Raw genomic sequence first — 14,530 nt, 5'->3', positions numbered from 1 at the left:
CACTTGAGGTTATATTTAGTCTCAAATGAGCCAATGTTCAATAGCCTGTCTGCATGCGCGTCATACCGCTATGTTGCAGAAAGACACGAACAGCGAAGGAGGTTGCCTATGTCACCGCGGGACGCCTGATCCAGACGGGACTCATCTTCTCCACTTCACCATGCTTGGCCTTTTTTCGCTTAGAGAAATGACAGTCGGCGATGCCATCGACTTCTGGCTTGCGTTTCTGGACCACTGGGCATCACGCCGGATCACGTAACGATCCATCCGGACCACCTGCTTGAATGGACGCCGTTCTATAGTGGGCGCGTGCCCGTCGTTCCAGATTCGCAATGCATCTGGAGCGATGGCAGCATCACGGGATACTGCACCGCGTTCTACAAAGATGGGGTCGAGATCGGAAACATCGTCAATCCGCTCAGAAGCTGCATAGACGTCGGCTTCGGCGGGGAACGTCTCGATATGATCGTCAACGGCACGCCGCAAAGCGATGCGCTGGAGACATTGTGCGAGACCGTCACGACAATCGTGGAAAGCGGCTATCGGCCGGGCAACAAGGAACAGGGATATGTTCTGCGGAAATTGCTCCGCCGCATCCATAAGATGGGCGGCACGCTCGACCATCCCTTCTTTAAGGACGAAGTCGAACGCCAGAAGCGGCTCCGCGTTAAATATCTGCGCCTTCGCGACCGCTATTCCGCCATGAGTGCGGATTGGTGGTTTGACACCCACGGCATCGATCTCGCCGCTATCCTGCCGCCGTGTCCGAAATCATGCGCGACACGGCATTCTTCCAACCGATGATCTTGGTCTGCCGCTCGCCTTCCTCCATCGAGGGATTGAAGCGGCGGTCGCAGGCCCAGGCCTGTGCAAACTCCCGCCTGCCGGGCCAGATGCCGGCCTTCGAGCCGGCGAGCCAGGCGGCTCCCAGCGCCGTCGTCTCGCGGATCGCCGAGCGGTCGACGGGATTTCCCGTGATGTCCGCCAGACACTGCATCGTCCAGTCGGACGCGGCCATGCCGCCATCGACACGCAGGACGGTTTCCAACTGGTTGGCGCCCCAGTCCTTCTTCATCGCAACGAGCAGGTCGAGCGTCTGGTAGGCGACGGATTCAAGCACGGCGCGGGCGAATTCCGCCGGCCCGCTGTTGCGCGTCAGGCCGAAGATCGCGCCGCGCGCGGCTGGATCCCAATAGGGCGCGCCGAGGCCGGTGAAGGCCGGAACGATATAGACCTGCTGGCCGGGGTCCGCCTTGGTCGCAAGAACCCCTGCCTCGGAAGCCTGGCTGATGATGCCGAGGCCGTCGCGCAGCCATTGCACGGCCGCACCCGCAATGAAAATCGAGCCTTCGAGCGCATAAGTCGTTTCGCCGTCGAGCCGGCAGGCAATGGTCGTCAGCATCCGGTTGGAGGAGGAAACGCGATCCCGGCCGGTGTTCAGCAGAGCGAAGCAGCCGGTGCCATAGGTGGATTTCATCATGCCAGGATCAAAACAGGCATTGCCGACGGCCGCAGCCTGCTGATCGCCGGCGACACCGAGGATCGGAAGCGCGGCGCCGAACAGCGCCTCGTCGACTCGGCCGAAATCATCGGCGCATTCCCTGACCTCGGGCAGCATGGCGGAGGGAATGCCGAGAATGCCGAGAAGCTCCTCGTCCCATGCCCCGTCATCGATATTATAGAGCAGCGTTCGCGACGCATTGGTCGCATCGGTAGCGTGCACGCGACCATCAGTCAGCTTGTAGATCAGCCAGCTGTCGATCGTGCCGAAGCAGACCTCGCCCGCCTCCGCCTTTTCCCGCAGGCCATCGACATTGTCGAGCAGCCAGCGCAGCTTCGTGCCGGAGAAATAGGGATCGAGCAGCAGGCCTGTCTTGGCACTGAACAGCTTCTCATATCCGTCGGCCTTCAGGCTCTCGCACATTTCGGCCGTGCGCCTGTCCTGCCAGACAATAGCGCGGTGAAGCGGCGCGCCGGACTTGCGATCCCAGACGACTGCCGTCTCACGCTGATTGGTAATGCCGATCGCCGCGATCGCGGCGGCGTTCATGCCGGCATCGGCGATCGCGCTGCGCACCGTGTCGACGACGGACTGCCAGATTTCGGCGGCGTCATGCTCCACCCATCCGGGCTGCGGATAATATTGGGTGATCTCCGCCTGCGCCGAGCCGGCCATTTTCATGTCGCCATCGAAGATGATGGCGCGTGAAGACGTCGTGCCCTGGTCGATCGAAAGAATATAGCCGCTCATACATCCATCTCCGGCTCGCACGAAACCGCTCAGCCTGCCGCTCAGCGGCAGGACGCCGGGTTTGATGAGAGAAAGATTGTGGGATGCCACCGGCTTGCTGCCGGTGGCAGGAAGTGATGGCCGGAGGCCTCGTCGCCTCCGGCCGGGTCCGCCTTACTTCTTCTGCCAGCTCTTGACGAGCTCGTCGTAGTTGACGGTCAGCGGCTTTTCCTTCTCGTTCTCGATCTTCAGCTGCGGTGCCAGGTTGCCCTTCTTTACCGCATCCGCATTCCAATAAGCGAGATCATGCTCTTCGGCGAGTTTCGGACCGATATCGCCCTGGACCTTGGCGCGTTCCAGGCGCTGCAGCACCTTTTCCTGCTCGGAGCAAAGCGAGTCCATCGCTTCCTGCGCCGTCTTGGCGCCGGAAGAGGCGTCACCGATCGCCTGCCACCACAGCTGCGCGAGCTTCGGATAGTCAGGAACGTTCGTACCGGTCGGCGACCACTGCAGGCGGGCCGGCGAACGGTAGAATTCGATCAGGCCGCCGAGCTTCGGCGCGCGATCGGTGAAGGACTTATGATCGAGCGTCGACTGGCGGATGAAGGTGAGGCCCATGTGGCTCTTCTTCACGTCGACAGTCTTGGAAGTGACGAACTGGGCATAGAGCCAGGCCGCCTTGGCGCGATCGACGGGTGTGGACTTCATCAGCGTCCAGGAGCCGGCATCCTGATAGCCGAGCTTCATGCCGTCCTTCCAGTAGACGCCGTGCGGGCTTGGTGCGAAGCGCCATTTCGGTGTGCCGTCCGCATTGACGACCGGCAGGCCTTCCTTGACAAAGTCGGCCGTGAAGGCCGTGTAGGTGAACATCTGCTGGGCGACTTCACCTTGCGAGGGGACCGGTCCGGATTCGGAGAAGGTCATGCCCTGAGCGGCGGCCGGTGCATAGGCCTTCATCCAGTCCAGATACTTCTGGATGGAATAGACCGCTGCCGGGCCGTTGGTGTCGCCGCCGCGTGCGACGCACGAACCGACAGGACGGGAGTTCTCGTCGACCTTGATGCCCCATTCGTCGACCGGCTTGCCGTTCGGAATGCCCTTGTCACCGTTGCCGGCCATCGAAAGCCAAGCGTCGGTGAAGCGCCAGCCGAGCGACGGGTCCTTCTTGCCGTAGTCCATGTGGCCATAGACCTTCTTGCCGTCGATCTCGCGGCCGGTGAAGAACTCGGCAATATCCTCATAAGCCGACCAGTTGACCGGCACGCCGAGATCGTAGCCGTACTTCGCCTTGAAGTCCGCCTTGTTCTTCTCGTCGTTGAACCAGTCGTAGCGGAACCAGTAAAGGTTAGCGAACTGCTGGTCCGGCAGCTGGTAAAGCTTGCCATCAGGCGCCGTCGTGAACGATTTGCCGATGAAGTCGTCGACGTCGAGACCAGGATTGGTGACATCCTTGCCTTCATTGGCCATCCAGTCGGTCAGCGAGCGGGCCTGCTGGTAGCGCCAATGGGTGCCGATCAGGTCCGAGTCGTTGATGTAGGCGTCGTAGATGTTTTCGCCCGACTGCATCTGCGTCTGCAGCTTTTCCACCACATCGCCTTCGCCGATCAGGTCATGGGTGATCTTGATGCCTGTGATCGCGGTGAAGGCCGGAGCCAGCACCTTCGATTCATATTCATGCGTGGTGATCGTTTCGGAAACGACCTTAATGTCCATGCCGGCGAAGGGCTTCGCGGCATCGACGAACCACTGCATTTCCTTTTCCTGGTCGGCGCGGGTAAGCGTCGAGAGATCACCGACTTCCTTGTCGAGGAACGTCTTGGCCTCGTCCATGCCGGCATAGGCCGATGCTGTCATCGCCAGCAGCAAGCCTGCTGTCGTCGTCAATAAGTGCCGTCGCATAATATCCTCCCAGGGTTTGCGATTGCAGTCACGTCTCAGGCGGCCAGTACCCCCGGCCATCTGTCTTCTCCCTGCCGTTACACGTAGCGGAACACGCCAATGGCGTAGACTACGGAAATAGCAAGAGCCCACCACAGGTTGGGCCCAGCGAGCCCAAGCCATGCAAGATGAATGAATGCTGCCCCAAGCAGCGAAATGAAAAGCCGGTCGCCGCGCGTCGTCTCGAACCGCAGCACGCCTGTGCGCGGCGTGCCGCCCGGCGAAAAATATTCCCAGACGCTCATGGCTATCAGCAGCGCCAGGATCGTCAGGAAGAACAGCGCCGTCGGCAGTGTCCAAGCCATCCAGGAAAAATTCATGGCCGTCTCCTCCTCAGACGCGGCCCAGGGCAAAGCCCTTGGCGATGTAATTGCGAACGAAATAGATGACGAGCGCGCCGGGAATGATGGTCAGCACGCCGGCTGCCGCCAGTACGCCCCAGTCCATGCCGGCCGCCGAAACCGTGCGTGTCATGATCGCCGAGATCGGCTTTGCCGCGGTCGTCGTCAGCGTGCGGGCCAGCAGCAGTTCGACCCAGGAGAACATGAAGCAGAAGAAGGCGGCGACACCGATCCCGCTCGCAATCAGCGGCATGAAGATCTTCACGAAGAAGCGCGGGAAGGAGTAGCCGTCGATATAGGCGGTTTCATCGATCTCCTTCGGCACGCCAGACATGAAGCCTTCGAGGATCCAGACTGCCAGTGGCACATTGAACAGGCAGTGGGCGAGCGCCACCGCGATGTGCGTGTCGATCAGGCCGAAGGCGGAATAGAGCTGGAAGAAGGGCAGTGCGAAGACGGCGGGCGGCGCCATCCGGTTGGTCAGCAGCCAGAAGAACAGGTGCTTGTCGCCGAGGAACCGGTAGCGCGAGAAGGCATAGGCCGCCGGCAGCGCCGCAAGCACCGAGATAACAGTGTTCATCACCACGTAGATGATGGAGTTGATATAACCGCTATACCAGGACGGATCGGTGAAGATGACGGCGTAGTTCCGGAGCGTCGGGTTTTGCGGCCACAGCGAGAAGGCGCCGGTGATCTCGGCATTCTCCTTGAAGCTCATGTTGATCAGCCAGTAGATCGGCAGGAGCAGAAAGACGATGTAGAGCGTCGTGACCACCCAGGAGAAATTTCCGGCGGGCTTGTATTTCATTGTCGCAGCCATGGATCTCTCCTTTCTCAGGCGTTGGCGTCGCTGCTGGTCATGACCGTGTAGAAGATCCATGACAGCAGCAGGATGATCAGGAAGTAGATGATCGACATCGCCGCGGCGGGGCCGAGATCGAACTGGCCGACGGCCATCTTCACGAGATCGATGGACAGGAAGGTCGTCGAGTTGCCGGGGCCGCCGCCGGTGACGACGAAGGGCTCGGTATAAATCATGAAACTGTCCATGAAGCGCAGGAGCACGGCGATCAGCAGCACCCGCTTCATCTTCGGAAGCTGGATGTAGCGGAATACGGACCAGCGCGAGGCGCCGTCGATCTTGGCGGCCTGATAATAGGCGTCGGGGATCGAGACGAGGCCGGCATAGCAGAGCAGCACGACGAGGCTCGTCCAGTGCCAGACATCCATGACGATGACGGTGACCCAGGCATCGACGGGATCGCGGACATAGTTGTAATCGAGGCCGAGCCCTTCGAGCGTATGGCCGAGGAGGCCGATATCGACACGTCCGAAGACCTGCCAGATAGTGCCGACGACATTCCACGGGATGAGCAGCGGCAGCGCCATCAGAACGAGGCAGACCGGAACGCCGATACCCTTCTTCGGCATGTTGAGCGCGATGAAGATGCCGAGCGGAATTTCCAGCGCCAGGATGATGAAGGAGAAGAGCAGGTTGCGCTCGAGCGCTTCCCAGAAGCGGTCGGAATGCAGCGTCTGGACGAACCAGTCGGTACCTGCCCAGAAGAACTCGTTGTTGCCGAACGTATCCTGCACCGAATAGTTGACCACGGTCATCAGTGGGATGGCGGCCGAGAAGGCCACGAGCAACAGCACCGGCAGGACCAGAAACCAGGCTTTGTTGTTCCACGTCTTCTGCATGGCTCAGGCCTCCCTGCCGACACGCCAGCTGTCGGCGTAAATGCTGATGGCGGACGGATCGAAGGTGACGCGAGCATCCGTGGGGATGTCCGTATCCTCCTGCACGACGATCGCAATCGGCTGGCCGGCGAAGCGAGCGCGCACGATCTTCTGTCGACCGATATCCTCGATCTTGGTGATGGTGATCGGCATGCCTTCCCGCCCGAGGCGGATGAATTCCGGGCGGATGCCGAGCTCGGTCTTGGAGCTACCTGCAGTCTTCGGCGCGTAATCGAGCGCCAGCACCTCGTCTCCGACCTTGACGGCGCTGCCGTCGATCTGCGCCGGCATGACGTTCATACCCGGCGAACCGATGAAATAGCCGACGAAGGTGTGGCTCGGCCGCTCGAAGAGTTCGGCGGGCGTGCCGATCTGAACGATCTGGCCGTCATACATGACGACGACCTTCTCGGCGAAAGTCAGCGCCTCGGTCTGGTCATGGGTGACGTAGACCATGGTGAAGCCGAACTGCTTGTGCAACCGTTTCAGCTGCGAGCGCAGCACCCATTTCATATGCGGATCGATAACGGTCAGCGGCTCGTCGAACAGAATGGCGTTGACGTCGTTGCGCACCAGGCCGCGGCCGAGAGAGATCTTCTGCTTCTGGTCGGCCGTCAGCCCCTGCGCCTTGCGCTTGGCCCAGCCGGCAAGGTCGATCATTTCGAGAATGTCGCGCACGCGCCGGTCGACATCGGCTTCCGCCACGCCGCGGTTGCGCAGGGGGAAGGCGAGATTGTCGTAAACGGTCATCGTGTCGTAGATGACAGGGAACTGGAAGACCTGCGCGATGTTGCGGCTCTGCGTCGAAAGATTCGTCACATCCTTGCCGTCGAAGAGGATGCGGCCATGCGAAGGCTGCAACAGACCGGAGATGATGTTGAGCAGCGTGGTCTTGCCACAGCCGGAAGGACCGAGCAGCGCATAGGCGCCGCCGTCGTTCCACTCGTGGTCGACTTCCTTCAGCGAATAATCATTCTCCGTCTGCGGATTGGCTCCGTAGGCGTGGCGGATATGGTCGAGCGTAATGCGTGCCATTGTGCTCTCCTATGCCTTTCCGGTCGTTGCGGCATCGCGGCCGGCCGAAGCGATGGCGCGGCCGTCGGCGCCGAAGGCCAAGAGGTGGCGCATGTCGAGGAAGGCCTCGATCTCCATGTCGGGATCGATGTCGTGAATCCCGTGCGCCAGCATTACCCAGCGCACGCCATCATATTCCAGGTGAACGAAGCTCTCCGAACCGGTGATCTCCGAAACCAGCGTGCGCGCCTGCAGGCAGGCCGCGTCACCCGTCTGCGGCTTGAAGCCGAGATGATGCGGGTGAAAAGCGACCGTCACCGGCCCGTCCGGCACGACGGCCAGATGCGGGGGAACCGGAAGGGCTGCCCCGCCCGGACGCGTAAAGGCATTGCCGGATTTGGTGACGTCGAGCGTGTTTAGCGGCGGGTCGGCGAAGATGCCGGCGGTAGCGAGGTCGGCAGGCCGGCGGTAAACATCGATCGTCTGCCCGAACTGGGTCACCCGGCCTTCGTTCAATGTCGCCGTGTTGCCGCCGAGCAGCAGCGCTTCGGACGGTTCGGTCGTGGCATAGACGAAGATCGCGCCGGATTGGGCGAAGATCTTCGGCAGCTCTTCACGCAATTCCTCACGCAGCTTGTAGTCGAGGTTGGCAAGCGGCTCGTCCATCAGCACGAGGCTGGCATTCTTGACGAGCGCGCGCGCCAGCGCAGTGCGCTGCTGCTGGCCACCGGACAGGTTGAGCGGCGTGCGATCAAGATAGGGCGTGAGCTTCAGAAGCTCGGCCGCCTTGCGCACTTCGCGGTCGATGGTGGCGGCATCCTTGCCCGATATGCGCATCGGCGAGGCAATGTTCTCGTATACGGTCAGCGCCGGATAATTGATGAACTGCTGGTAGACCATGGCGACATTGCGCTTCTGCACCGGCATGCCAGTGACATCAGCGCCGTCGAAACGGACGGAGCCGGCGGTCGGACGGTCGAGCCCGGCCATCAGCCGCATCAGCGACGTCTTGCCCGACAGCGTCGGCCCGAGCAGGACGTTCAGCGTGCCGCGCTCGAGGACCAGATCGGTCGGATAGATATGATAGTCCGCGCCCACCATCTTGGCGGCGTTTCGCAGTTCCAGCATTCCGATTCCCGTGCCTCCACGCAGCGGGGACCACACGCCACCTTATCCGGCCATCGCCGGTATGGCAGCCATGTACTCCTCCAGTGACTGAGCCTGTTCCTTCGAAAGGCGCAGACCATCCTTTGTTCTCCTCCACAGCACGTCTTCGGCGTGCCGGGCCCACTCATGTTCGACGAGGTATTTGACCTCGGCTTCGTAAAGATCGGCGCCGAACAGCTGCCCGAGGTCTTCAATGCCGCGGGCATCGCCGAGCAGCGTCTCGGCCCTGGTGCCGTAGCGGCGCACCAGCCGGCGCGCATGCGGATCGGCAAGGAAGGGGTAACGCCGCTTCAACTTGGCGACTTCGCCCTCATAACCCTGGACCGCGAAATTGCCGCCCGGCAGATGGCTCTTTGCCGTCCACGGGCTGCCCTTGACCCCGATCGCGGCACCGATTTTCTCCAGCGCATGCTCGGAAAGCCGGCGATAGGTGGTGAGCTTACCGCCGAAGACGTTGAGCAGCGGCGCAGCCCCGCCTTCGGCTTCCAGCTTCAGCACATAATCGCGTGTCGCCTCCTGCGCCTTCGAGGCGCCGTCATCATAAAGCGGCCTGACCGCCGAATAGGTCCAGACGATATCTTCCGGCCGCACCGGTTCCTTGAAATATTCCGAAGCCGCGTTGCAGAGGTAGACGGTCTCTTCCTCGGAGATCCGGACGTCCTTGGGATCGGCGGTGTAGTCGCGGTCGGTGGTGCCAATCAGGGTGAAATCGCCCTCATAGGGAATGGCGAAAATGATGCGGTTGTCAGGATTCTGGAAGAAATAGGCACGAGGGTCGTCGAACTTCTTCCTGACGACGATATGGCTACCCTGAACGAGACGAACGTGGTGGGCCTCGTTCTGGCCGAAGGCGGAACGGATGACATGATCGACCCAGGGACCGGCGGCATTGATCAGCATGCGGGCCTGATGGCTGTCATTGCGGCCAGTCACCGTATCGGTCGTTTCAATGTGCCAGAGACCATTCTCGCGCCGCGCCGACACCACCTTGGTGCGCGGCAGGATGGCCGCCCCTTTGTCGGCTGCGTCGCGGGCGTTCAACACGACCATGCGGGCATCATCGACCCAGCCGTCGGAATATTCAAACGCCCTCGTGAACAGCGCCTTCAGCGGCTTGCCGGCCGGGTCCTTGCGCATGTCGAGTACCGACGTCGCCGGCAGCAGCTTGCGGCCGCCGAGATGATCGTAAAGGAAGAGGCCGAGTCGGATCAGCCAGGCCGGGCGGATGCCGCCCTTGTGATAAGGCAATACGAAGCGCAGCGGCCAGATGATGTGCGGCGCCATCGCCCAGAGGATCTCGCGCTCCATCAGCGATTCGCGCACCAGCCGGAACTCGTAATGCTCGAGATAACGCAGGCCGCCATGAATCAGCTTGGTGGCGCCGGACGACGTGCCGGAGGCAAAATCGTTCATCTCCGCCAGCGCGACGGAATAGCCGCGCCCGACGGCATCGCGCGCAATGCCGCAGCCGTTAATGCCGCCGCCAATGACGAATATGTCGTGTATCTCCCGGCCCAATTGCCCCTCCGAGCCCACTGCTGATTTCGCATCGCACAAAACTTGCGCGATTGCGAAAGTGATAACAGTTAAAACGAAAGGAATGCGAATGTCAAACGAATGTTTGTTCCATTCGCGTGACCTAGCGCGATCTGGTGCTCGTTTCGATCAGCTTCACATTGTTTTCGAGGCAGAGATTGCGGATGGACGGCACCGGACAGTGGTCGGTGATGAAGGTATGGACCTGGGAAAGCTGGCCGATCCGGACCGGCGCGGTGCGTTCGAATTTCGTCGAATCGGCAACGAGGATGACATGCCGGGCATTGGCGATAATCGCCTGCGCGACCTTCACTTCGCGAAAATCATAATCGAGGAGCGCACCGTCAATATCGATTGCCGATGCGCCGATGACGGCATAATCGACCTTGAACTGCCGGATGAAGTCGACCGCCGCTTCGCCGACGATGCCGCCGTCCGAGCCGCGCACGACGCCGCCGGCGATCACCACCTCGATGGCCGGAAAGAGACGCAACCTGTTGGCAACGTTGATATTATTGGTGATCACCATCAGCTCGTGGTGATTGGCGAGCGCCTCGCCCACCGCTTCGGTCGTCGTGCCGATGTTGATGAAAAGCGAGGCTCCGCTCGGGATCAGCTCGACTGCCGCCATACCGATCGCCTGCTTCTCCGAAGCGGCGATCTGCCGCCGCGCCTCGTATTTGACGTTCTCCGTTCCGCTCGGAAATGTCGCGCCGCCATGAATGCGCGTCAGCACCTGCGCGTCGCAGAGATCGTTCAGATCCTTGCGGATTGTTTGCGGCGTCACCGAGAAGCGGGAGGCGAGCTCCTCGACCAGGACCCTGCCGCTCGATTTCGCAATCGCCACGATTTCAGTTTGTCGGTCGGTCAAGAACATCCGCGCCCCTTTCGCTCTGCTTTCGTTTTTAAAGAAAGCGAACGGCGGCGCAATGCCTATTTGTCAGTTGCCCGACTGCGGCACTCCGAACGTGGCGGCAGCGCGATACGGTTATCGTTTCCGCATCACGTTGACCACGAGCACGCCAAGGATCGCCATGACGCCGCCGGCAGCACCCAGTGCGGTCGGCGTCTCACCCAGCCCGACGAACCCGATCAGCGTTGCGACCGGCGGGACGCCGTAGAGAAAATTCGAGGCGCGCGCAGCCGTCAGCCGCTTCAAGGCGATGGCCCAGGTAAGATAGCCGATCGCAGTCGGGAAGATGACGAGATAGGCAACGCCCCAATTGACCTCTGCCGGCGCCGCCGCCAGCGCGCGGATCGTCGCCGGGACGGCCGGAAACAGTGGCACGGAGCCGATCAGCAGGATCCAGGCGGTGACGGCAAGCGCCGGCAGGCGAGCGAGCAGCGGTTTCTGCAACACGCTGGCGATCGCCGAGCAGAGCGCCGCACCGAGGATCAGCACAGCGTTCGGATCGAGCGTGAAGCCGCCGTCGGAGGCGACGGCGATCAGCGCCACGCCGCCGAAGGAAACCGCGGTGCCAACCCAGCCCCAGCGGCCGAAACGCTCGCCGAGCGCGAATGTGGCAATCAGGGCGGTGAAGACGGGCATGGTATTAATGATGAAGCTCGCCGGCCCCGCCGCCACGGTCTGCTCGCCGGTGTTCAGGAGAACCGCATAGGCGGCGATGAAGAGGACGGCAGCGACCGAGAGGCGGACGAATTCACGCTTTTCCGGCATCGGCCGGTAGATGGCGAGATAAACAAGGGCGAGGACGCCTGCCGCCACATAACGCGCCGTTGCCAGTTCGATCGGCGTCAGCGGCCCGAGACAGATACGGATCACCACGAAGGAAGAGGCCCAGAAGAGAATGGTGACGACAATCGCCGCAAAGGCGATCAGATCGAAGCCGCCTTGCTGTTTTGCCGAAACCGGTGCGCTTGCCGCCATGCTCATTTTCGCCTCTGTGCGTGCGACAACGAATTAGGGCTTCGATACATGCTTGAAAAGCACCGCAATCGATGATCAAATGTGCGCATGGTTCACAGCTCGCCAGTGCTCCCACCGCTCGATACGCTCGAGACCTTTGCCCGCGCCGCTCGGCTCGGATCGTTTTCGGCCGCGGCCGAGGAAAGCGGGATCACCCATGGCGCCGTATCGCGGCAGGTCTCGCGGCTCGAGCGCTGGATGGGCGTGCGGCTCTTCGCGCGTGAAGCTCGCGGTGTGCGCCTCACCCCGGAGGGCATGCGGTTCTTCGCACGTGCCGAGGAAGCTCTTTCCCTGCTCGGGAACACCGGCGAGCGCTGGCTGCCACGGCCGAACAAGGCGGTGGTGCGCCTTTCCGTTACTCCGTCCGTCGCCTCTCTATGGTTGTTTCCGCGCCTGGCAAAGCTCGAAGGAAATGAGCTGCATGTCGAATTGACGCTCGAACACCGCCTGGCGGACTTCGGCGAAGGCACGGACCTTGCCGTCCGCTGCGGCAAGGGACCATGGGCGGGCGTGCGCGCCCTGCCGCTGTGGCAGGAGAAATCTTTTCCGATCGCCTCACCGACAATGGCAGCACGACTCGGGCAACGCTCGGATGCGCTTTCGCTGCTCGATCTGCCGATTCTTCACGACTCCAATATCGAGGGCTGGCGGCGCTGGCTAGCGCGTGAGGGCGTCGACTATACGCCGCGTGGCCAGGACCGACGCTTCGAAGATTACAATCTGGTGGTCGATGCCTGCGCGCAAGGGCTCGGCATTGCGCTTGCGCGGCCGCCGTTGTCGGATGCTGCGCTTGCCGCCGGGCGCGTCGTCGCAGTGTCACAGCGCACCCTCGATTCCCATGTCGCTTTTCACCTGATCCGGCCGGACGATGCATTGAGAAGTCCTGCCATCGAATTCGCCAGCCGCTTCCTACGCGAAGCCGGCCATGACGAGACGGCGATCAACGCCTTTATCGCGCCCGGCAAGCCGAAAGCGTAAACAGAAAACGCGCCGCCGCGCACATGCCTCAGCCGTGTGTAGGCGCTTCGGCTATGCGGCTCACTCCACAGGAAACTTCAGGCGCATTTCCTTCGCCAGCTCGAAGCCGGCGCTGCGATAGACTGGCTCCCCCACATCCGAGGCATGAATGACGGCAGTCGTGCAGCCGATGGATTTCAGATAATCAACGGCCCTGTTCGTCAGCGCCAAAGCAATGCCGCGCCGGCGGAAAGCCTCGGCGACATAGACGGACCAGATATAACCGTGCAACCGCTGCTCCGGCCGAATGACTTCCGGAAACGGCGATTGGTGCAGCTGACAAGATACGGAACCGGCAATTTCATTGTCCACAACGGCGAGGAACGAGGCGAGGCGTCGCTCCTGGCGACCGCTTCTCAAAAACGCCAATATCCGCGCCGCCGCATCCGGCCTGTAATGTTCCGGCGGCGTGCCATAGCTGTCCCAGATTTTCAGATAGTGGCCGACCAGGATCTCATCCTCGCCCGGCGTTGCAATTCGGATATCCATCGTTTCGTCGCCAGCAAGCCAGCCCAATAATCTCGTGACGCCCCCGCCGCGTCGCGGCAGGGGGCGACAAAACCCGTCAATCCGCCGGGGTCAGTGTCATCGACGCGCTGCCGGCCGCGACATTCAGGCCGAGCTGGCCCGTCAGGCTGACCGTCTGCAGATGGATTGAACCGGAGGTGCCACCGACCAGGAGGTTGGCGCCGACGCCGGCGCCGACCGTCGCCTCTGCGCTGGCGCCGACATAAAGTCCGGCGAGCGACCCACGATGATAACCAGCCGTCGGCGCAAACACCGCCCAGATCAAGCGACTCCGCGTGGTGAAGCCGAGGTCGATGCCAAGCTTTCGGATTTCGCCGGTGTAGTGATCGAAAAGCTCATTGCCGACAATTGACTGAAAGACGCAATCGGCTTCCTTGGACGAACCGAGCACATATCCCGTGCCGCCGCCGATATCGCAAGTGAGATAACCGATCTTTACGCCATTGCGCAGGTCCGGCTCTTCATAGGTTCTGGTGACAGGGTCGGCGGCATTGGCCGCCCCCGCGCCGAAAAACGTCAACGATACCGCGGCAAACGCCGCCGCAAGAGTTTTTTTCATAAGTCTCTCCTTCTCAAATCGTGACGGGAACCACCCGGCTGGCGGCACCGGATATCGGAGGGGACCGCAGTGCAATCCCGGACGGCGCCGTTTTCGCGTCGCGTGTCAAAGCGCGTGGGAAGGCGCAAGCGACAGCCCCACGGTTCAGCCCCATTGGGACATTTCGAAGGCACATGCGACCAGCATGCAGTCTTTCACGATCTTGTTAGGGATGGTTGCACGAAAAGCACATTCGCTCGAAGCGAGTTTCACCGACCACTGCGGGACCATCAAGGAAAGCAAAACCCGGCGATAATTATCACCGGGCTTTTATACTTGAACCATCTTCACTATACTCTGCGCATGAAGCGCATGACAAGCGAGACGACGAACAACACCAGGAAAATGAAGAACAGAACCTGGGCAATGGAAGCTGAAGCCCCTGCAATGCCGCCAAATCCGAGGACGCCGGCAATCAAGGCCACAACGAGAAACACCAGAGCGTAGTAAAGCATCGCAATCTCCTTTTACGTTGCTGCGGAGATAACGGCGAC

At 61.5% G+C, this 14,530-nt stretch carries 14 protein-coding genes and 1 pseudogene; 2 read left to right on the top strand and 13 right to left on the bottom strand.

Annotated features, from left to right (window positions below):
- Positions 1-133 precede the first annotated feature (133 nt).
- Positions 134-804 (top strand): annotated as a pseudogene (locus HJB91_RS30915) (hypothetical protein); the annotation flags it as partial.
- On the opposite strand, the gene glpK reads toward HJB91_RS30915, so the two are convergent.
- The 10 genes from glpK to HJB91_RS24445 form a co-directional block, all read right to left on the bottom strand.
- On the bottom strand, positions 749-2,251 hold the full coding sequence (gene glpK / locus HJB91_RS24490) for a glycerol kinase GlpK (RefSeq protein ID WP_210633701.1): 1,503 nt from the start codon (positions 2,249-2,251) through the stop codon (positions 749-751). The pseudogene HJB91_RS30915 and the gene glpK overlap by 56 nt on opposite strands.
- Before the next feature lie 153 nt (positions 2,252-2,404).
- Entirely contained in the window at positions 2,405-4,129 is a 1,725-nt protein-coding gene (locus HJB91_RS24485; RefSeq protein ID WP_210633699.1) for an ABC transporter substrate-binding protein, read from the bottom strand.
- Between the two features lie 77 nt (positions 4,130-4,206).
- Positions 4,207-4,488, bottom strand: coding sequence for a DUF2160 domain-containing protein (locus HJB91_RS24480; protein ID WP_064806467.1), 282 nt, complete (start codon positions 4,486-4,488; stop codon positions 4,207-4,209).
- Positions 4,489-4,501: 13 nt separating this feature from the next.
- Positions 4,502-5,329: a carbohydrate ABC transporter permease gene (locus HJB91_RS24475; protein ID WP_210633698.1), complete on the bottom strand. Its 828-nt coding sequence runs from the start codon at positions 5,327-5,329 to the stop codon at positions 4,502-4,504.
- Positions 5,330-5,343: 14 nt separating this feature from the next.
- Positions 5,344-6,210 carry a carbohydrate ABC transporter permease gene (locus HJB91_RS24470; protein WP_210633696.1) on the bottom strand — a complete coding sequence of 289 codons (867 nt, stop codon included), beginning with the start codon at positions 6,208-6,210 and terminating at the stop codon, positions 5,344-5,346.
- A 3-nt stretch (positions 6,211-6,213) separates the two neighbouring features.
- Complete coding sequence (locus HJB91_RS24465; protein ID WP_210633694.1) at positions 6,214-7,284, bottom strand: ABC transporter ATP-binding protein; 1,071 nt, start codon at positions 7,282-7,284, stop codon at positions 6,214-6,216.
- A 9-nt stretch (positions 7,285-7,293) separates the two neighbouring features.
- Positions 7,294-8,391 carry an ABC transporter ATP-binding protein gene (locus tag HJB91_RS24460; protein WP_210633692.1) on the bottom strand — a complete coding sequence of 366 codons (1,098 nt, stop codon included), beginning with the start codon at positions 8,389-8,391 and terminating at the stop codon, positions 7,294-7,296.
- Positions 8,392-8,433: 42 nt separating this feature from the next.
- Positions 8,434-9,948: a glycerol-3-phosphate dehydrogenase gene (gene glpD / locus HJB91_RS24455; protein WP_221156023.1), complete on the bottom strand. Its 1,515-nt coding sequence runs from the start codon at positions 9,946-9,948 to the stop codon at positions 8,434-8,436.
- 121 nt (positions 9,949-10,069) lie between these two features.
- A complete protein-coding gene (locus HJB91_RS24450) occupies positions 10,070-10,843 on the bottom strand; it encodes a DeoR/GlpR family DNA-binding transcription regulator (protein ID WP_085781425.1) in 774 nt (257 codons plus the stop codon).
- A 111-nt stretch (positions 10,844-10,954) separates the two neighbouring features.
- On the bottom strand, positions 10,955-11,860 hold the full coding sequence (locus HJB91_RS24445) for a DMT family transporter (RefSeq protein ID WP_221156022.1): 906 nt from the start codon (positions 11,858-11,860) through the stop codon (positions 10,955-10,957).
- 81 nt (positions 11,861-11,941) lie between these two features.
- Between HJB91_RS24445 and HJB91_RS24440 the strand changes: the two genes are divergently transcribed.
- Positions 11,942-12,871 carry a LysR substrate-binding domain-containing protein gene (locus HJB91_RS24440; protein ID WP_210633690.1) on the top strand — a complete coding sequence of 310 codons (930 nt, stop codon included), beginning with the start codon at positions 11,942-11,944 and terminating at the stop codon, positions 12,869-12,871.
- A 60-nt stretch (positions 12,872-12,931) separates the two neighbouring features.
- On the opposite strand, the gene HJB91_RS24435 is transcribed toward HJB91_RS24440, so the two are convergent.
- The 3 genes from HJB91_RS24435 to HJB91_RS24425 form a co-directional block, all read right to left on the bottom strand.
- Positions 12,932-13,399 (bottom strand): GNAT family N-acetyltransferase, encoded by a 468-nt coding sequence (locus HJB91_RS24435; protein WP_221156021.1) that lies wholly within the window; start codon positions 13,397-13,399, stop codon positions 12,932-12,934.
- Positions 13,400-13,475: 76 nt separating this feature from the next.
- The gene (locus HJB91_RS24430; protein ID WP_221156020.1) at positions 13,476-13,997 is read right to left on the bottom strand and encodes a DUF992 domain-containing protein; all 522 of its coding nucleotides are present in this window, start codon (positions 13,995-13,997) and stop codon (positions 13,476-13,478) included.
- Positions 13,998-14,326: 329 nt separating this feature from the next.
- Entirely contained in the window at positions 14,327-14,491 is a 165-nt protein-coding gene (locus HJB91_RS24425) for a DUF1328 domain-containing protein (protein WP_003571841.1), read from the bottom strand.
- Positions 14,492-14,530 lie beyond the last annotated feature (39 nt).

The sequence above is a fragment of the Rhizobium sp. NLR10b genome (assembly GCF_019685435.1).
Taxonomy (GTDB): Bacteria; Pseudomonadota; Alphaproteobacteria; order Rhizobiales; family Rhizobiaceae; genus Rhizobium.
Note: the sequence above shows the minus strand (reverse complement) of the source record. Positions and strands in the feature narration are given on the sequence as shown.

Excerpts from the sequence above, each read along its gene's own strand:
- HJB91_RS24475 (WP_210633698.1), bottom strand. The coding sequence starts at position 5,329 with ATGGCTGCGACAATGAAATACAAGCCCGCCGGAAATTTCTCCTGGGTG.
- HJB91_RS24465 (WP_210633694.1), bottom strand. The coding sequence starts at position 7,284 with ATGGCACGCATTACGCTCGACCATATCCGCCACGCCTACGGAGCCAAT.
- HJB91_RS24450 (WP_085781425.1), bottom strand. The coding sequence starts at position 10,843 with ATGTTCTTGACCGACCGACAAACTGAAATCGTGGCGATTGCGAAATCG.
- HJB91_RS24445 (WP_221156022.1), bottom strand. The coding sequence starts at position 11,860 with ATGAGCATGGCGGCAAGCGCACCGGTTTCGGCAAAACAGCAAGGCGGC.
- glpK (WP_210633701.1), bottom strand. The coding sequence starts at position 2,251 with ATGAGCGGCTATATTCTTTCGATCGACCAGGGCACGACGTCTTCACGC.
- HJB91_RS24485 (WP_210633699.1), bottom strand. The coding sequence starts at position 4,129 with ATGCGACGGCACTTATTGACGACGACAGCAGGCTTGCTGCTGGCGATG.
- HJB91_RS24470 (WP_210633696.1), bottom strand. The coding sequence starts at position 6,210 with ATGCAGAAGACGTGGAACAACAAAGCCTGGTTTCTGGTCCTGCCGGTG.
- HJB91_RS24435 (WP_221156021.1), bottom strand. The coding sequence starts at position 13,399 with ATGGATATCCGAATTGCAACGCCGGGCGAGGATGAGATCCTGGTCGGC.
- HJB91_RS24425 (WP_003571841.1), bottom strand. The coding sequence starts at position 14,491 with ATGCTTTACTACGCTCTGGTGTTTCTCGTTGTGGCCTTGATTGCCGGC.
- HJB91_RS24480 (WP_064806467.1), bottom strand. The coding sequence starts at position 4,488 with ATGAATTTTTCCTGGATGGCTTGGACACTGCCGACGGCGCTGTTCTTC.
- HJB91_RS24430 (WP_221156020.1), bottom strand. The coding sequence starts at position 13,997 with ATGAAAAAAACTCTTGCGGCGGCGTTTGCCGCGGTATCGTTGACGTTT.
- HJB91_RS24460 (WP_210633692.1), bottom strand. The coding sequence starts at position 8,391 with ATGCTGGAACTGCGAAACGCCGCCAAGATGGTGGGCGCGGACTATCAT.
- HJB91_RS24440 (WP_210633690.1), top strand. The coding sequence starts at position 11,942 with ATGGTTCACAGCTCGCCAGTGCTCCCACCGCTCGATACGCTCGAGACC.